This is a genomic window from Streptomyces luteolus, from assembly GCF_029968015.1.
Lineage (GTDB): Bacteria > Actinomycetota > Actinomycetes > Streptomycetales > Streptomycetaceae > Streptomyces > Streptomyces luteolus.
In genome coordinates this window covers 366,224-380,980 of sequence record NZ_JASCIS010000001.1, presented here as the reverse complement: position 1 = coordinate 380,980, position 14,757 = coordinate 366,224, and the positions used below count along the sequence as shown (strand labels likewise).

Annotated in this window: 16 protein-coding genes; 7 read left to right on the top strand and 9 right to left on the bottom strand. The window is 68.3% G+C overall.

The features are described from left to right. The first annotated feature begins 240 nt into the window (after window positions 1-240). From QIT00_RS01735 to QIT00_RS01720, 4 genes are all read left to right on the top strand, one after another. On the top strand, window positions 241-1,029 hold the full coding sequence (locus QIT00_RS01735; RefSeq protein ID WP_282533202.1) for a hypothetical protein: 789 nt from the start codon (window positions 241-243) through the stop codon (window positions 1,027-1,029). Next, window positions 1,029-1,223 (top strand): hypothetical protein, encoded by a 195-nt coding sequence (locus QIT00_RS01730; RefSeq protein ID WP_282533201.1) that lies wholly within the window; start codon window positions 1,029-1,031, stop codon window positions 1,221-1,223. The genes QIT00_RS01735 and QIT00_RS01730 overlap by 1 nt, the downstream gene beginning before the upstream one ends. 186 nt (window positions 1,224-1,409) lie before the next feature. After that, window positions 1,410-2,957 carry a restriction endonuclease fold toxin-2 domain-containing protein gene (locus QIT00_RS01725; RefSeq protein WP_282533200.1) on the top strand — a complete coding sequence of 516 codons (1,548 nt, stop codon included), beginning with the start codon at window positions 1,410-1,412 and terminating at the stop codon, window positions 2,955-2,957. A gap of 25 nt (window positions 2,958-2,982) precedes the next feature. Next, complete coding sequence (locus tag QIT00_RS01720) at window positions 2,983-3,432, top strand: hypothetical protein (RefSeq protein ID WP_282533199.1); 450 nt, start codon at window positions 2,983-2,985, stop codon at window positions 3,430-3,432. A 363-nt stretch (window positions 3,433-3,795) separates the two neighbouring features. Here QIT00_RS01720 and QIT00_RS01715 read toward each other — a convergent pair whose 3' ends face one another. Further along, complete coding sequence (locus QIT00_RS01715) at window positions 3,796-4,716, bottom strand: hypothetical protein (RefSeq protein ID WP_282533198.1); 921 nt, start codon at window positions 4,714-4,716, stop codon at window positions 3,796-3,798. 582 nt (window positions 4,717-5,298) lie between these two features. Between QIT00_RS01715 and QIT00_RS01705 the strand changes: the two genes are divergently transcribed. The 3 genes from QIT00_RS01705 (at window position 5,299) to QIT00_RS01695 (ending at window position 7,415) form a co-directional block, all read left to right on the top strand. After that, window positions 5,299-6,048 carry a DUF317 domain-containing protein gene (locus QIT00_RS01705; protein ID WP_282533197.1) on the top strand — a complete coding sequence of 250 codons (750 nt, stop codon included), beginning with the start codon at window positions 5,299-5,301 and terminating at the stop codon, window positions 6,046-6,048. A 92-nt stretch (window positions 6,049-6,140) separates the two neighbouring features. After that, complete coding sequence (locus QIT00_RS01700; RefSeq protein ID WP_282533196.1) at window positions 6,141-6,617, top strand: hypothetical protein; 477 nt, start codon at window positions 6,141-6,143, stop codon at window positions 6,615-6,617. 99 nt (window positions 6,618-6,716) lie between these two features. Then, window positions 6,717-7,415 (top strand): hypothetical protein, encoded by a 699-nt coding sequence (locus QIT00_RS01695; RefSeq protein ID WP_282533195.1) that lies wholly within the window; start codon window positions 6,717-6,719, stop codon window positions 7,413-7,415. Between the two features lie 85 nt (window positions 7,416-7,500). Here QIT00_RS01695 and QIT00_RS01690 read toward each other — a convergent pair whose 3' ends face one another. The 8 genes from QIT00_RS01690 to QIT00_RS01655 all read right to left on the bottom strand — a co-directional run bounded on the left by QIT00_RS01690 (window position 7,501) and on the right by QIT00_RS01655 (window position 14,711). Further along, complete coding sequence (locus QIT00_RS01690; protein WP_282533194.1) at window positions 7,501-7,665, bottom strand: hypothetical protein; 165 nt, start codon at window positions 7,663-7,665, stop codon at window positions 7,501-7,503. 344 nt (window positions 7,666-8,009) lie between these two features. After that, window positions 8,010-9,737: a relaxase/mobilization nuclease domain-containing protein gene (locus QIT00_RS01685; protein WP_282533193.1), complete on the bottom strand. Its 1,728-nt coding sequence runs from the start codon at window positions 9,735-9,737 to the stop codon at window positions 8,010-8,012. Next, a complete protein-coding gene (locus tag QIT00_RS01680) occupies window positions 9,738-10,250 on the bottom strand; it encodes a plasmid mobilization protein (RefSeq protein ID WP_282533192.1) in 513 nt (170 codons plus the stop codon). A 232-nt stretch (window positions 10,251-10,482) separates the two neighbouring features. Next, window positions 10,483-10,698 (bottom strand): EF-hand domain-containing protein, encoded by a 216-nt coding sequence (locus QIT00_RS01675; protein WP_282533191.1) that lies wholly within the window; start codon window positions 10,696-10,698, stop codon window positions 10,483-10,485. Between the two features lie 95 nt (window positions 10,699-10,793). Next, complete coding sequence (locus QIT00_RS01670; RefSeq protein WP_282533190.1) at window positions 10,794-11,999, bottom strand: YncE family protein; 1,206 nt, start codon at window positions 11,997-11,999, stop codon at window positions 10,794-10,796. After that, window positions 11,996-12,766, bottom strand: coding sequence for a polysaccharide deacetylase family protein (locus QIT00_RS01665; RefSeq protein ID WP_282533189.1), 771 nt, complete (start codon window positions 12,764-12,766; stop codon window positions 11,996-11,998). The genes QIT00_RS01670 and QIT00_RS01665 overlap by 4 nt, the downstream gene beginning before the upstream one ends. 376 nt (window positions 12,767-13,142) lie before the next feature. After that, window positions 13,143-13,592, bottom strand: coding sequence for an ATP-binding protein (locus QIT00_RS01660; protein WP_282533188.1), 450 nt, complete (start codon window positions 13,590-13,592; stop codon window positions 13,143-13,145). 351 nt (window positions 13,593-13,943) lie between these two features. Further along, a complete protein-coding gene (locus QIT00_RS01655; RefSeq protein ID WP_282533187.1) occupies window positions 13,944-14,711 on the bottom strand; it encodes an enoyl-CoA hydratase/isomerase family protein in 768 nt (255 codons plus the stop codon). Window positions 14,712-14,757: the final 46 nt, after the last annotated feature.

Here is a 14,757-nt window from a genome sequence, read left to right as displayed (position 1 = left end):
GTCGCTGCTTTACGCCAAGTGCTCGGCCCTCAATGGGAGTTCTGCCTGGCGGACCGCAACGGCCGGACGTTCAGGATCCGACATCGCGACCGCGGAAGTCCGTACATCCCGCCGCGCTCGACGCCATCCTGGTCGGATCTGCTGTCCACGCTCACCACAGCCTTTGCTGCCCGGGGCGTCCCACGGGGCGAGTGCCTGCCCCTGCGCTGGGGCCGAGAAACCGAGCTGACGATCTCGGCCGTGCAGGCCCTCGACCCGCTCCTCAAGGACGGCCGGGCCTTCACGTACCGCAGGGGATTCCTGCCGCAGCCCGTGGTCCGGTTCACCGGTGACCGCGATGAAAACGGAGCCCTGCTTGACGGCTTCCTGACCGCGTTCGTCAACGTCTCCCGAGTCCAGCCCATCTCCAGCATCGACAACTACGCCGAGGCGCTCGACGACTGGCTCTACGTCCTCTCCCAACTCGGATTCCACGCACGGCACATGGAGCTCCACGGTCGAGTGGAGGTCTGGCACCGCAGACAGGTCGCGGGCGTGACCCTGATGTTCAACCACCTGGACCTCACCATCGGCGACCTCGTGCTCCTGTGGAACACGGACAACCCCGAGCGCATGGCCCTCGACCTCGGCACAGGTCTCGAACGCCTTGCCTGGGCGCGCACCCGTGGGGAGTGGTCGAAGCTGGTGTTCGGCCGGTTCGCCGACGCTGCACCTGCGCCTGCCCTGGATGCGATCCGGACGGCGACGCTGCTGTTGGGGAGCGGGATCACGCCTTCCGCGAGAGGCGCCGGCGGGGTTGCCCGGCGGGTGATCGCGGCGATTCCGCCCGGCCTTGTACGGCTCGGGGCCAGCGCCGCCGTCCGAGCGTTCCACCAGCAATGGGCGGCAAGCGCCAATCTTCCGGTGCCGTGGCCTGCGATCTGCGGTGCCTTGGAGGAAGAGGCCGCAGGCCGATCCATGCGCACGTCACCTCGATGTCGCTCGGACGCAGCGCTTGTGATGTCCCTCGGGACAGGGACGAGCTGCTGATGGAGTTGAACATCTCAGCGGTGCTGCTGCTTGGCGTAGTCCTGGTCGTGATGATCCGCGGCAAGTCTCTGAAGGCCGGACCGGCGGTTGTGGCCGTGCTCTTCGGCTTCTTCCTGGCGGACACTGGTGCCGCACCGGACATCAATCGGCTTGTCGGGAGTGTGGCGGAGATGGTCGGTGGGGTCGACTTCTAGCCTGTTGTGGCGCCGCCCGGTCCCGGATGCGCCCTCGTGCCTGAGCCAGAGGCTACGCGGTCCCACACCACATAGCGGGGGATGCCGTTAAGCGTTCGCAGGATTCGGTTTGAGCCACCCTCCCGACGCCGGTGCTCCCTCAACTTCGCACCCATGTAGCGTGTTTCGGCTGCTTGACCGGCTCGTGTGGGGGGAACGGTCAATATCCGGCATCAGGCCGAGAACTTCGTCAACGCGTCGCAGACCATGGTGGATCTGCGCGACCTGGTCTTCAACATGATCAGCCTGCTGTTCGACGAGCTGAGCGACAAGGGCGGAATGGCCGGTGACGATGAAGCAGGGCGTGCGTTTGCCGCTGTGTACAAGCCGGCGGTCAAGGCCGTCTTCGATGCCTCTGGACACGCCCACCAGGTCATGGCCAACGGCGCTGGCGCGCTTCTGAAGTCCGCCGAGAACTTCCTCAAGACCGAAAGCAAGATCGCCAAGGATCTTCTCGAAGGGAACCCGGCCGACCCTGACATCGGCTACCAGCCTCGACACGACTGTTCGCCCCGCTCCAGTCACAACGCGGAAGACCTTCCCGAGGTCGTCGGTGAGACTAGCTGGACTGACCAGCACCTGCTCAACTCCCGCTTCCACGGGCAACGCGACAAACTGCGGGATGTCGCGGGGAGTTGGCGTGCTGCCTCGATCATCCTGAACGACGCGTACTGGGACTCAGAAGGCGCCTGGACCAGGGCCACGCTCGACCAGGCGGGCGAGACCGCCGACGCGGTGGAGAACTTCTTCCGCAAGTTCGTCGGCAAGAATCCGCCACCCACCCAGGTCAGCGAGGACGAGACCCTCATGGCCAACCTGCCCACCGCCTGCAAGATGCTCGCCAATGCCTGTGAGGCGTACGCGGACCACATCGACACGGCACTGCAGCGGCTCCCGGAGGAATCGAATCCGCTCACCGGGGAGGCGCAGCACATCTGGGAACGCCCCATGTTCGGAGGAGACGGCCCCGACGGTGGTCTGCACGAGCTCCTCGCGAGCGACATGAACATCACCCGCCTTGGAAACATCCCACCCGCGTTGGATACAGCGCAGTCACGAGTGAAGATGCCCCAGCCGGACGGGGGCGGGCTCTTTCCGAACCTGCCGGGCTTCCTCGCGCCACTCGTCCGCGTGCCTGTGATGATCCCGGCCGCGTACCGCCCGCCCGTAGGCCCTCGTGTCCAGCCCATCCCTCCACCCACACCGCAGGACCCACGGTTCCCGACGCTCACCGGTCCTCAGCAGCAGAACTTTGGGATGTGGCTCAACTCGCTACGCGCCGGCGACGTTTCCGGCGGCAAGCCCGCAGAGATCGCCTACCAGAAACGCGTGGCCGGATACCCGGAGTACGAGGTGCCCATCCCGCCGGGCATCAGCAAGAACAGCACCTTGATGGTGGACGGCTTCCGTAACCGCGACGGCATGGCCATTGAGGCGAAGTACGTCAACAACCCGCAGAAGAAGTGCTACCGGTCACTGGACGAACTCCGCGAGAACCACCAGTCCGGCAAGAAGGACTTCCTGTACGACAAGGACCGCAAGGAGCTTGAGAAGTACCACGAAGCCCTCAAAGACCCCCGCAACACCGAGATGCGCGGAGTGGAGACCGTCACCAACAACCAGGACTCCGTCGCCTACTGGCGCATCATGATGGCCGCCTACGGTGTCAAGGGCTACGCACGCTACGTGCCCTGATCCAAGCCGCGCTGAGAGAGGAACCATGGAGGCAGACCAGATCGCTGAGCTCCGCACGATGTACGTCTTTGGGCCTGCTGAGGGCGAGACGTGGGGGCTGACCTTTGATGCGCTGGAGCGGAAGCTCCGTGACAGGGACCCGGACGAGTTCGTCCGCGTAGAAGAGCCCGGCGAAGGTCCGTTGGATCGCAGCACGACGATGTACTTCGGCATCACGCTGGCCGACGAGGATCTCGAAGGGATGGCCAAGCGGGATTCTGAAGGCGTAGCCATCACGGACTGCACCGCGCCCCAAGCGGCCGAGTTCGCCCTCTGGCTCCGCGAGAACATCGTCCCGCCGGGCGCGGCCGTGACCTTCAATACGGAGTGGGGCCTGGAAGAGGACCTGCCCGACTCAGTCGTTCCGGACTCGACGCAGGAGGGGCTCATCGCCTTGTTCGTTACGCACCTGGAGGAGACGGGAGGGCTGGACTGATCAGCCCTCGGCGTGTGTAGCCGGCGGCTGCGTGCGTCACTAAGCCTGGAATTCTCGTCACTAAGCCTGGGATTCTGGGGCGGTGAGGCAGGTTCTTCGGCGCGGCTTCCTGGCGGTCAGCACGTACGTACTGGCAGCGGAGTTAGTACAGCTCAGCGCCCGTGCCCGGCCAAGCTTGTTGTATTCAGCGTGTCGGGATGTCACGGCCAACCATAGGATCAGCGTCTACGAAAATCTTGTGTGAGCCCTGACCCGCACCCAAGGGAGAGCGGGTGTGGCAACGATGCGCCTTCGCAGAGGCAGAGAGTCGTCGTCCGCCGGAGCATGCGAGTCGGCGCGGAACCGCGTGCAGGGGCGTGGTGGTCAGAACCGGTCGATGCGCTGTTGTAGGCAGTCCGGGCACAGGCCGAAGTCGTCGGCGCTCCGTTCGTACAGTTCCTCGCAGCTGCTGCATTCCACGGGATGTTCCAACACGGCGGTGCAGCTGAAGCACAGGGCGCTGGCGCGGTCGGGATGGGCGGCCACCCGGGCGTTGAGAATAAGGTCCTGCTCCCCGCATTCCGGGCAGCGGGCCTCCTCGAGGCCGGGGCGGTCGAAGGTTCCGAGGTAGTTCATGACCAGATGGCCGATGTCGTCCCAGGTCACGAGGCAGAATCGGCAGGTCGGTTCCTCGACGCCGACCGACATGGCCCACTGGCCGCACAGCGGGCATTCCACGGTCGCGTGCAGGAGAGGGGCGAGCTCGGCTCGGATCTGCTGGTGCCGCTTGGCGAGGAAGGACTTGATGGTAGCCAGGCGCTCGCGCACCGTGTTCAGGTCCGTCCAGGTGCTGCCCGCTTCGGCGGCCGGCAGCGACGGCAGGAGCTGAGTGTGGAGGAAGTCCAGGAGGAAATCCAGCACTTCGGCGGCGTTCGCCTCAATCTGGGGGGCGGAGGCAGTCAGGCCGAAGTGCTGGAGCGCGTTGCGCGACTTGGTGAGTCGGCTGAGGGCGCGGGCCGGCCTCTCGCCGATCTCCACACCTGCGATCTTCTTCAGCCGGGAGACGGCCGTCTCGGTGGTGCAGCTCTTGAAGTCACCGCTGTCGAAAGCGTCGCGCGTGGTCTTGGCATGGTCGAGGTCGGGGAAGACAAAGGTCCAGTGTTCACGCAGCAGCCGGACCTTGAGGAGAACCTCGACCGCGCCCTGGAGGTGCAGCACCGCGTACTTGAGGTCTCGCGGGGCAGGCGGGTCGGCGGCGGTGAGGTGCTCGGTGACGCTCATCAGGTAGTCGATCCCGTTGGCCACTGGTGGGAAGTCAACTTGGACCGGCAGAGGCTTCTCCGGTCTAGTGGGCGGCACGGTGTCGTCGTTCCCGTCGTTCGCAGTCAAGAACTCAACCTTTGTGGTCACATGATTGTCTGATAGTTGGTCACCGGCGGTGAGCCGGAGATGAGATTAGTGGGTGTCTGAGAAGCCCCGTTTAAGGGCTGGGCTCGTGCGGCGCGACGCCGCTAGGAGCCTGATCGTGGCCAGGTACTCGTAATCCTTGGAGAGTTGCCGGTAACGGACCAACCGGGCGAAACTTCTCTCGCTTACCCAACGGCGTGGCACCACTGCGAACATCGGCACCGTGGCGCGCGTGCCTTGGCGCCCAGGTGTGGCGGAAGCCGCTGTCTCTGCGCTGCACGATCTGGATCGTGCGAGGTCACCGCCCAGTAGTCGCCCGTGAAGTTCTTCTGCCCCCTGACCGGAGCGAACCTCCGGTCCGGCAGAGCAAGGTCGAAGGGCAAGTTCGCCTTCAGCAGACGAGAAAGAGCCTGGAGGGACTGGAGCAGCGCTGCAAGGCATGTCAACGTACAACGCCCTACCAGCGAATACCCCCAAGCCTTGGAGGCGCCCCTGTCCTCGCACCGCCCGAGCGAACCCGTCCGTCCCCTCCCTAAGGACCCGGTTTATCGGGTTTCCCCGCGTCATCTCGCCGGCGATGACGGTGCTCTTGCCGAACGGGTCGGCGAGACTCTGGCCGGTCTTGGCTGGTGGGTGTGGCCGACTGCGCGCGACAGCCTTCTGTACGTCAGCCCGGACGGGCAGTGCGGCGCCGAATGGCTGCTTGCTTCCTATCCGTTCGAGCTGGGCGGGCTGCCTGTGGCCTGGCAGGTGAGTGCCCGGTCAGAGACCGGCTCCGTGATGGTGGAGTGGAACGCCTACTTCACCGTCGGGGTGCCGCCCGAGCCGCTGACGGACTTCCTTCTCGCGCTCGACGCACGCACCGCGCCGAGTGTGGGCTTCGACGGGCCCGAGGTCGTGCTCGATGAGCTGGGTACGCGCGGCTGGTTCCGCGACGCGGACCGCCTGCATACGACGGCCTTCGACCCCGGCTTCTCAGCCAGCGTTTCCCTGGAGCCGCTGCCCCCGCTCGTCCAAGATGGCGATCCGCGCCCTGACCAGGTGGGCTGGCAGGCATGGGCGGATCTGGGGTTCGGTGATCCGTATCTGTGGTGCGCGAGCTTCAGCAGCAGCGTCCCGCACGACCTGGCCGCCGTGTTCGCGTCGTCGGCCGCTTCGCCGGCTCCGGTGATGCGCCGCACGTTGCCTGCCCGTACCGCGGACCGGCTCAGCATCGTCCGCTGCGACTGATAACTCGCCTTCCCAGACAGCCTGTTGGGCACCGCCACGTACTTGTCAGATGAAGGAGACCGTCGGCGTCGCCGACGAGAGACGGAGACCACATGTTCCGAATGCCCCGACGTCGTCGTTCCCGTGCGGACCGGGAGTTCCGTGAAGTCCAGCGTGCCGGCCAGGCCGTGCTGGCGTTGCACGCCGAGTGGCCACTGCCCGAAGCAGCCGTCCCGGACGCGGTGCCAGCCACCGCTGATCCGACCCCGGCAGCCGTGCCGGACGCCACGGTGACGGACGACTTCCTGCCTGCGGAGTTCCGGGCGCCGTGCCGCCAGGACGTCGAGGGCTTCATGATGCGCTGGTACCAGCCGCTGGTCATCGACGGCGAGGTCCACGCGTGCCACTGCGGTGCATACCGGAACTGGATCGTCTTCAACCTGCGCGACAACTCGGTGTGGCTGCGCTGCCCGGCCGGCCACCAGGTGAAGGAGTCCCGGCTGGATGCGGCCTGGTACAACCGCAACTCCGGTCCGGTCGACCGCTTCCACCCCACCCTCGAAGACGGCCTGCGCCACCTCGGCCACTGACAGGCCGAAACCCCTTCCCGCCGTCCCTGCGTTCGTCGGCACCCGGAGAGCCGACCTGGTCAGACCGCCCGTCTCGCATCACCACAAGGGGTTTCCCGTATGCGCCGTTCCACCACGACCACTCTCGCCCTGAGCACCGTTGTCGCGGCCCTCGCCTTGACTGGCTGTGCCGGCCCCGCCGAGCCCGCCGGTACCTCGCCCGCCTCCTCTGCATCCGCGCCTCGTGGCGACAGCGCGCCCTCGGCGCCCGCTCCGCTTTCCTCGGCCCAGCTGAGCGAGCGGTTGCTGACCGGGCGCGACCTCGGTGAGGGCTACACCCGCGAGCCCGAGGCCCCGCGCCGCAGCGGCGACGTCGCCGTGATCGGTTGCCCAGCGTTGGAAAAGCTCGGCACCGGCGCGGCCACCGGCTCCGGCCTCGCCTTCCCCCGGAAGGCGAAGGTGTCCTTCACGTACACCGGCAGCAGTAGCTCCGAGCTGGGCGAGGAGCTCTACAGCGACAGCCCGGCGAAGCTGTCCCGGGGCATCGGGAAGGTGTTCGATGCGATGCTCTCCTGCCGCTCGTTCCAGGTGGCGTCGGGCAGCAGTGTCATCGACGTGCGCACCGAGAGGGCGTCCGTGCCGGACCTCGCTGACGAGCGGTGGAGCCAGTTGCTGACCTTCTCCGCCGGCGGGCAGCGCAGGATCGTCAAGCAAACGGCAGCCCGCACCGGCAACCTTTTGGTGATCGTCTCCGGCAATCCTGGCCTTGTTGACGCTCACCTCGCCAGAGCCGTCGGTAAGGCTCAACGCACGCGATGATCCAGCCGTACGAAGAGGGCCGGTAGCCAGGACTTTCCTGGCTACCGGCCCTCTTCCTCATGTCAGCAGGCGGTGTCGTTCCTCGTCAGAAGGCGTAGGGGGTGAACGGGCGGACGGGTTCGTCTATGGCGCCCGCCAGCTCTGCGACCTTGTCCCGCTCGTCCTGCGTCATGCCACGGATGACGTTGGTGAGGTTCTTCTGGACGAGCTCCTCCAGGAACGGGCTGAGGTAGTCGTGTAGGGCTTCCAAAGCCTCGTTCTGTTCGCGCCGGTATTTCCAGTAGCGAATGAGCTGCTCGCCTGCTTCTGTGCGCTCGTCCTGGGTGGCATGAGCGAGCGCATCTCGCTCCTCCTGAGTGAGGGGGCGGTCCTTGCGGCGGGACCAGGAGTTGGTTTCGGACAGGTACGTGACAGTGCTGCACAGCAGGGCGACGACGTCGGGGCGGGGTTCGCTGCGGGGAATGCGGGTGCTCCTTCCAGAGGGCGGTTGGGAACAAAAGGATCCGGAGAATCCCCGGTTTCGGTAACCGGGGATGTGCGGTTACGATCCGCTGCCCCGCACGCTGGTCAGCGCCTGTGCGCGCTGATGCGCGTTCACCGGGACCGTCCGGTTCGGGGTGACGTCGTCGGCACGTGCGCGGCGGGTGTTCCTGTGGCGGCCTGTGGAGTGGGCTTGGCGTGCGGGCTGCGGGTTTGCGCGGCGCGTGCACGGGAGCTGGGGGCGTGTCGGTCGCCGAGGCGTTGGATGCGCCAGACGAGGACTTCGGATGCGGATTTCGCGTCGTCCAAGGAGCGTTGCCGAGCTGCCTGTTGGAGAACGGTCGCGGGTTCGTGGCCGGCGGCTTCGGCGGCGGCGAGGGTGGCGGTGAGCGCGGGCCAGGCGTCCTCGCCGAGGATCTGCTCCGCGTGCGAGGGCAGAACCTCGACCAGGGTGCGGGCGTACCGATGAACAGCACCGTCGGAAGGGCGATGCCTGCCGAGTTGAGCGAGGCTGGCGGGCGCGATCTGGTCGTAGGCGGCCTGGAGATGGGTGAGGGTCTGTCGGGCAGCAGCGACCTGCCGGTCGTGGTGGCGCATCACGCTGCGGCGCTGGGCGGCGAGGACCACGAGGATCGCGGCGTCCAGCAGCATGGCCAGACCGGTGCCGTCCGCGGGCTGGTAGCGCATGGCCTTCAGCGCGCCGCGTAGGGCACGGGCGTGCTGGTGGTCGGTTCGGGCTCGGGTGTGGGCGGCGTGTTCGAAGGCGAGCGCGGCCCGGTGCAGTTCGGCCCGCAGGTGCGGAGTGCCGACGTGGGCGGGCAGGGCGTAGAGAACTTCACTGAAGACCGTCAGGTGGGCCTGGGCGGTGGGTTCGTCGGCGTGATCGAGGTGATGCGGGATGCGTTCCGCGGCGGCGGTGGCCTGATGCCACGGGCTCAGGCGCCGATGCCCGGCCGGTGAGGCGACAGGGGTAGTTGGCGCTTCGGCTGCGGCCAGGCGCTTCTGGATCTGGGGGAGGGAGAGGTCGGTGGCGAGTTTGGAGCCGGAGTACCAGACCGGCTTATCACCCGTGGTGTCGTCGGGCAGGGCGACTTTGTAGCCGCCGAGGTCACCGGAGGGCAGGGTGCGGGTTTCGACCTGGAGGCCGGCGTCGGCGAGCAGGTTGAAGAACTCGTCCAGGTCCTGGGCGTGCGAGAGCGCGGCGCGGACGGTGTGCCGCAGCTGCTCGCGCCCCGTCATGTCGCGGCCCTGCCGTTTGGCCTTCTCCTGCTCGGCGCGTGTGGAGCGCTTCGCCGCTGCGGTGCTCGCTGCGGCTTCGGGACCGCGCGGAACCTGGGTAAGGCCGAACTCCTTCTCGATCGCAGTGAGTTCGGTCATGGCGCGGTGGTAGTCGTTCCAGTTCCGCGGCGGACGCAGATCGCCACGCACCTTCGTGGCGACGATGTGGATGTGGTCGTCCGCGTGCCGCACCGCGACCCAACGGCAGCCGTCCGGATCACCTTCAGGTGCAATGCCGGTCGCGTCCACCATGCGCCGGGCGATCGTCGCCCACTCGGCATCGGTGAGGATGCGGTCCTCGGGTGCGGCGCGGACCGAGCAGTGCCACACGTGCCCATCGGGTGCCTTGTCGCCGGCTTGCTCGACCCGTAGATCGAGTGCCTTGGCGAGCTGGCCGAGCCGCTGTTTGTGGCCGGGGCTGTCCCAGGGGCCGGGGTCGGGGATGAAGTCGTCCCAGGAGGCGACGATGTGCTGGTCGGTGTGCTCGTTGGCGCGGCCTTTGTGGAAGAGGTACTTCAGGACGCCGTACGTGTTGTTGCCCGGCTTGACGATGTTCGCGATCACTCAGGCCGCCGCCTTCTGCTCCGCCGCGCGGAAGGCGGCGTCGTCGATCGCCCGGACCGTGTCGTGGGCGGTGGTGAGCAGCCGCTCCGCCCGCTGGAGGATGGCGGCGTCCACGCGGTGTGGATCGCCGTCGGTGTTGAGGCGGCGGGCGATCTGGTTGACGTTGTTGCCGATCCGGGCGATCTGCGCCCGCAATGCGGCGAGCTCGTCGATCGCGTCGTCGTACACCGTGCGCTGGGCGGCGATGGTGATCTCACCGCGGACGCGGGCCATGGTGGCGTCCGAGATGTAGCGGGCCATCGTCACCTGCTCGGTATCCGCAGCAGCTTGGACGTCGTGCTTCTCGTACGGAGCGAAGCGCACGGTGACGTGCTCGGAGCGCTGCGCGTCGAGGTTCGCGCGGCGGTGCGGCGTGCGCAGCTTGGCCCCACCGGTGGGGATCGGCGGCTGCTTGCCTGCACCCACCCGCTCCTGCTCCGGCACGCCCTCGTGCCGGAGCAGCTCCTCCGCCACCCCCGGGGCGGAGGAGTCCGGGGGGGGGGGGGGGGGGGGCGGGGGGGGGGGGGGGGCGGGGGGGGGGGCCGTGGGGGGGGGGGGGGGGGGGGGGGGGGGCGGGGGGGGGGGGGGGGGGGGGGGGGGGGGGGGGGGGGGGGGGGGGGGGGGGGGGGGGGCGGGGGCGGGGGCCCCCGCCCCCCCCCCCCCCCCCCCCCCCCCCCCCCCCCCCCCCCCCCACGGCGGGTGGGGCTCAGGCCTTGCTGAGGTGGGTCCAGAACTCGTCGAAGGAGAGCACCTTGTCGTGGTTGCTGTCCTGCGCGCCGATGACGGCTTCGGCCACGGAGTCGGTCACGTTCCAGTCGCCGCCCTGCGCGAGCGCCTGCTTGAACTCGGCGGCGGTGATGAAGCCGTCCCCGTCCGTGTCGATCCGCTGGAACTGCGCGCGTGCTGCCTCGATGTCCGCCACTGGGTCCACCCCTTCTTTGGTGCGTTTCTGACGGAGGTCAGATTATCGGGGCCCGTACTGGTGTCCGTCCGGAGAGTCCGGGTCAGCGGAAGAGGTCAGCGGAAGACGCCGGTGTGGCCGAGGGAGTAGCGGCCGGGCTGGGGGTAGACGGCGAGGCCGTGCGGGCCGCCGCCGACGGGGATCTTGGCGAGCTGGACACCGGTGCGGGTGTCGATGGCGTACACCTCGGAGTCGTACCGTCCCGACAGCCAGAGGACCTTGCCGTCGGCGGAGACGCCGCCCATGTCGGGGCTGCCGCCGTCGGGGAGCCACCACTTCTTGGTGAGCTTGTTCTTCGGGAAGTTGAAGACGGAGATGGAGCCCTCGCCGCGGTTGGGGATGTACATCTCCTTGGAGTCGCGGCTGATGTAGAGGCCGTGGGCGCCCTTGCCGGTGGGCATGAGCTTGGGGGTGGTGAACTTCTCGCCGTCGAGGACCCAGACGCCGTGGGCCATCATGTCGGCGATGTAGAAGGTCTTGCCGTCCGGGGAGATCTTGACGTCCTGCGGCATGGCGCCCTCGAAGGGCAGTTTCTGCTGGCCGATGACCTTCATCTTCTGGGTGTCGACCTTGAGGAGTTCGGCGGAGAACTCGCAGGACACGATGAAGTAGCGGCCGTCGGCGGAGAAGTCGGCGTGGTTCACGCCGTAGCAGCTGACGGGTTCGGTGTGCTCGCGCTTCATGGTGTGCGGGTCGCGGAAGACCAGCTCGCGGTCGAGTGAGGCCATGACGACGGCGTGCTTGCCGTTCGGTGTGAAGTAGAGGTTGTACGGGTCGTGCACCTCGACGTCGGGCCCGCGGCGCTTGGCGGTCTTCGGGTCGATGGGCGTGAGCGTGTGCCCGCGGTTGTTGTTGACCCAGAGGGTCTTGAGGTCCCAGGAGGGCACGACGTGCTGGGGCTGGGTGCCGACGTCGATGGTGTCGATGACCTCGAACTTCTTCGGGTCGATCACCGAGACTGTGTTGGAGTTGGTGTTGGGGACGTACACGCGCGAGGGGAAGTCCTTGACCACCGGGGACAGCTTGTTCGGCCGGTCGGCGGCGTAGAGGTCCTCGGGGTCGAGGACGGGCGGCATGCCGGGCAGGCCGTCGGCCTCCTTGGGCTTGGCGGGCTTCTTCTTCTCGCCGAGCGAGGCCTTGGCGGTCTCCTCGGCGGGAGTGCCGCAGGCGGCGAGGGCGGCGCTCGCGGCGAGCAGGGAGGCGCACATCAGGAGGCGGGTGCGCCGGGTGAGGGGGAGGCGGGTCTTCGGGTGGGGGTTCATGTGGTCAGCAGCTCCGTGGTGGTCACCGCGCCGAGGCCGCGGCGGTCGATCTCTTCCAGGACGGCGGGCAGCGCGGCGACCGTGTCCGCGTACCCGAAGTGCAGGCTCACCACCGATCCCTTCCTGATCCGGCCGGTGACGCGGCGCACGACGGTCGGTGCGCCCGGCGAGGTGAAGTCCAGGGAGTCGGTGTCGTACGACAGGACGTGCGGGTAGCCGGCGCGGTGGGCGAGCTCCTGCACGAGCGGGCTCGCGTACTGGGCGCGGGAGGGCCGGAACCAGGCGCCGATGGATCCGGTGAGGCGTCGCAGGCGGTTCGCGCAGCCGGTGATCTCGGCGTATGCCTCGTCCTCGGGCAGGGAGTTGATGTCGAGGTGGCGCAGGGTGTGGTTGCCGATCTCGTGGCCGCCGTCGAGGATCCGGTGCGCCATCTCGGGGTGCTCGTCGAGCCAGCGGCCGACGGCGAGGACGGTGACGCGGGCCTCGGCGCGTTCGGCCTCGGCGAGCAGGGCCTTGGCGGTCTTGGGGTCGCCCTGGCCGTGGAAGGTGAGGGCGACGTGCGGGCGGTCGCGGGGGCCGTGCTCGATCTGGCCGGGCAGCCCGGGGAAGCGGCGCGGTCCGGCGGCCGGGGGCGCGGCGGAGGGGGGCGTCTTCTTCTCGGGGGTGCTTCTGGCAGTGTCGTCCGTGCCGCAGGCGGCGGTGAGCGCGCCCGCGAGGGCGAACAGGGCTCCGGTACGCAGGGCGCCGCGGCGGTCCGTTGAAGTCACCCCGCCATTTAAGGGCGAACTCTCTTAGTTAGTAACGATTCACCCAAATTAGGACGTTTGACGGTCGCCCGGGGTGCGACTTCCGGGGGCCGGGCGGCACACAGGCTGCACTTAACCAACGTTTACAAGGCAGGTGCCACACATCACCATCGATTCATTTGGCCGAACCCGATCGATCTGCCATAGTTGAAAGAAGCGACCCCCATTGACCCGGGCCAGGTCGTCCCAGCGGCCGTGGATCACACCCCCCGAAGATCCGCGGCGCACCACACAGAAGCCCCCGCGACGCCGCACCACGGCGTGAGGGGGCTTCTGTGCGTACGAGCGCACGAGCGCACGAGCCTACGAGCGCACGACACCGTGCCCGTACGGGAGTTCAGCGCTCGGTGATGCGCATCTCGAACCAGGTGGTCTTGCCGCGCGGGAGCAGATCCACGCCCCAGCGGTCGGAGAGCTTGTCGACCAGGAACAGGCCGCGGCCGCTCGTGTCCATGTCCTGCACCGGCATCAGACAGGGCAGCCCGCGCGAGGGGTCGCGGACCTCGACGCGGATCCAGCCGGGCCTGCGCCCCATCTTCAGGCCGAAGACCCGCGCGCCCGTGTGCCGTACGGCGTTGCCCACCAGCTCCGAGACGAGCAGCACGACGATCTCGGCGACCTGCGGCGTGAGCCCCCACTTGCGGAGCACGACCACCTGGGCGAGCCGGCGCGCGGCGCCCGCGGACTCGGGGCGGGACGGGAGCGGCACCTCGGCGTCGGTGGGGTTGCCGTACAACTCCAGTGCTTTCAGGGCCTGTTCGTCCTCGACGGCCGGCGTCCACCGCATGGCGGCCACTGCGCTCTGCCGCCGCGGTCGTTCACTGCCCTCAAGCCCCGCCATGCCCCCCATCATGGCGGGCCCGAGCGCCCTCCGGGGCCGTTCCTGCGGAATACGCCCCCCGGAACCACCAATTCCGAGGGTACGCACCGGCATATGCCCAAGGCACACATGATGCCGGTACGCCCCATCTGACCTGCGATGACCGGTAGTTGACGGTCGTACGAACCCGTCACCGGGCGCCCCACGCTTGAGGCTGGCTTAAGGAGCGGAAAAGCCGGAGCTCACCGATTCCATTCCCCCGAGAGTGTCAACTCCTCATCAACGTGAGGCAGTTGACACTCCGGAGACGGAAGTGACTCAGAGGAACTTGGCCTTGCCCGGGCCCTCCTCGACGAAGCTGCGCATGCCGCGCTCGCGGTCCTCGGTGGCGAACAGACCGGCGAACCAGGTGCGTTCGACCGCGAGGCCGGTGTCGATGTCCGTCTCCAGGCCGGTGTCCACCGCCTCCTTCGCGGCGCGCAGCGCGAGCGCCGGGCCCTGGGCGAGCCCGGCGGCCCAGGCGTGCGCCTGCTCGTACACCTCGGCGGCGGGCACGACGCGGTCCACCAGGCCGATGCTCAGGGCCTCTTCGGCCTTTACCATGCGGCCGGTGAAGATCAGGTCCTTGGCCTTGGACGGGCCGACCAGGCGGGCCAGGCGCTGGGTTCCGCCCGCGCCCGGGATCAGGCCGAGCAGGATCTCGGGCTGGCCGAGCTTGGCGTTGTCGGCGGCGATCCGGTAGTCCGCGCAGAGCGCCAACTCGCAGCCGCCGCCGAGCGCGTAGCCGGTGACGGCGGCGACGACGGGCTTCGGGATACGGGCGATCGCGGTGAAGGAGTCCTGCAGGGCGCGGGAGCGCAGGACCATGGCCGCGTGGTCCATGTCCTGCATCTCCTTGATGTCCGCGCCGGCCGCGAACACCTTCTCTCCGCCGTACACGATCACGGCACGGACGTCGTCGCGCCGGGTCGCCTCCTCGGCGAGCTCCTTGAGCCGGTCCTGGGTGGCGATGTCGAGGGCGTTCATCGGGGGGCGGTCCAGGCGGATCGTGCCGACGCCCGCGGAGACTTCGAGATTCACGGTCATGGGACGGAGGTTAACGGGGGTTCACCCGTGGGGGGTCCGGGGGGCG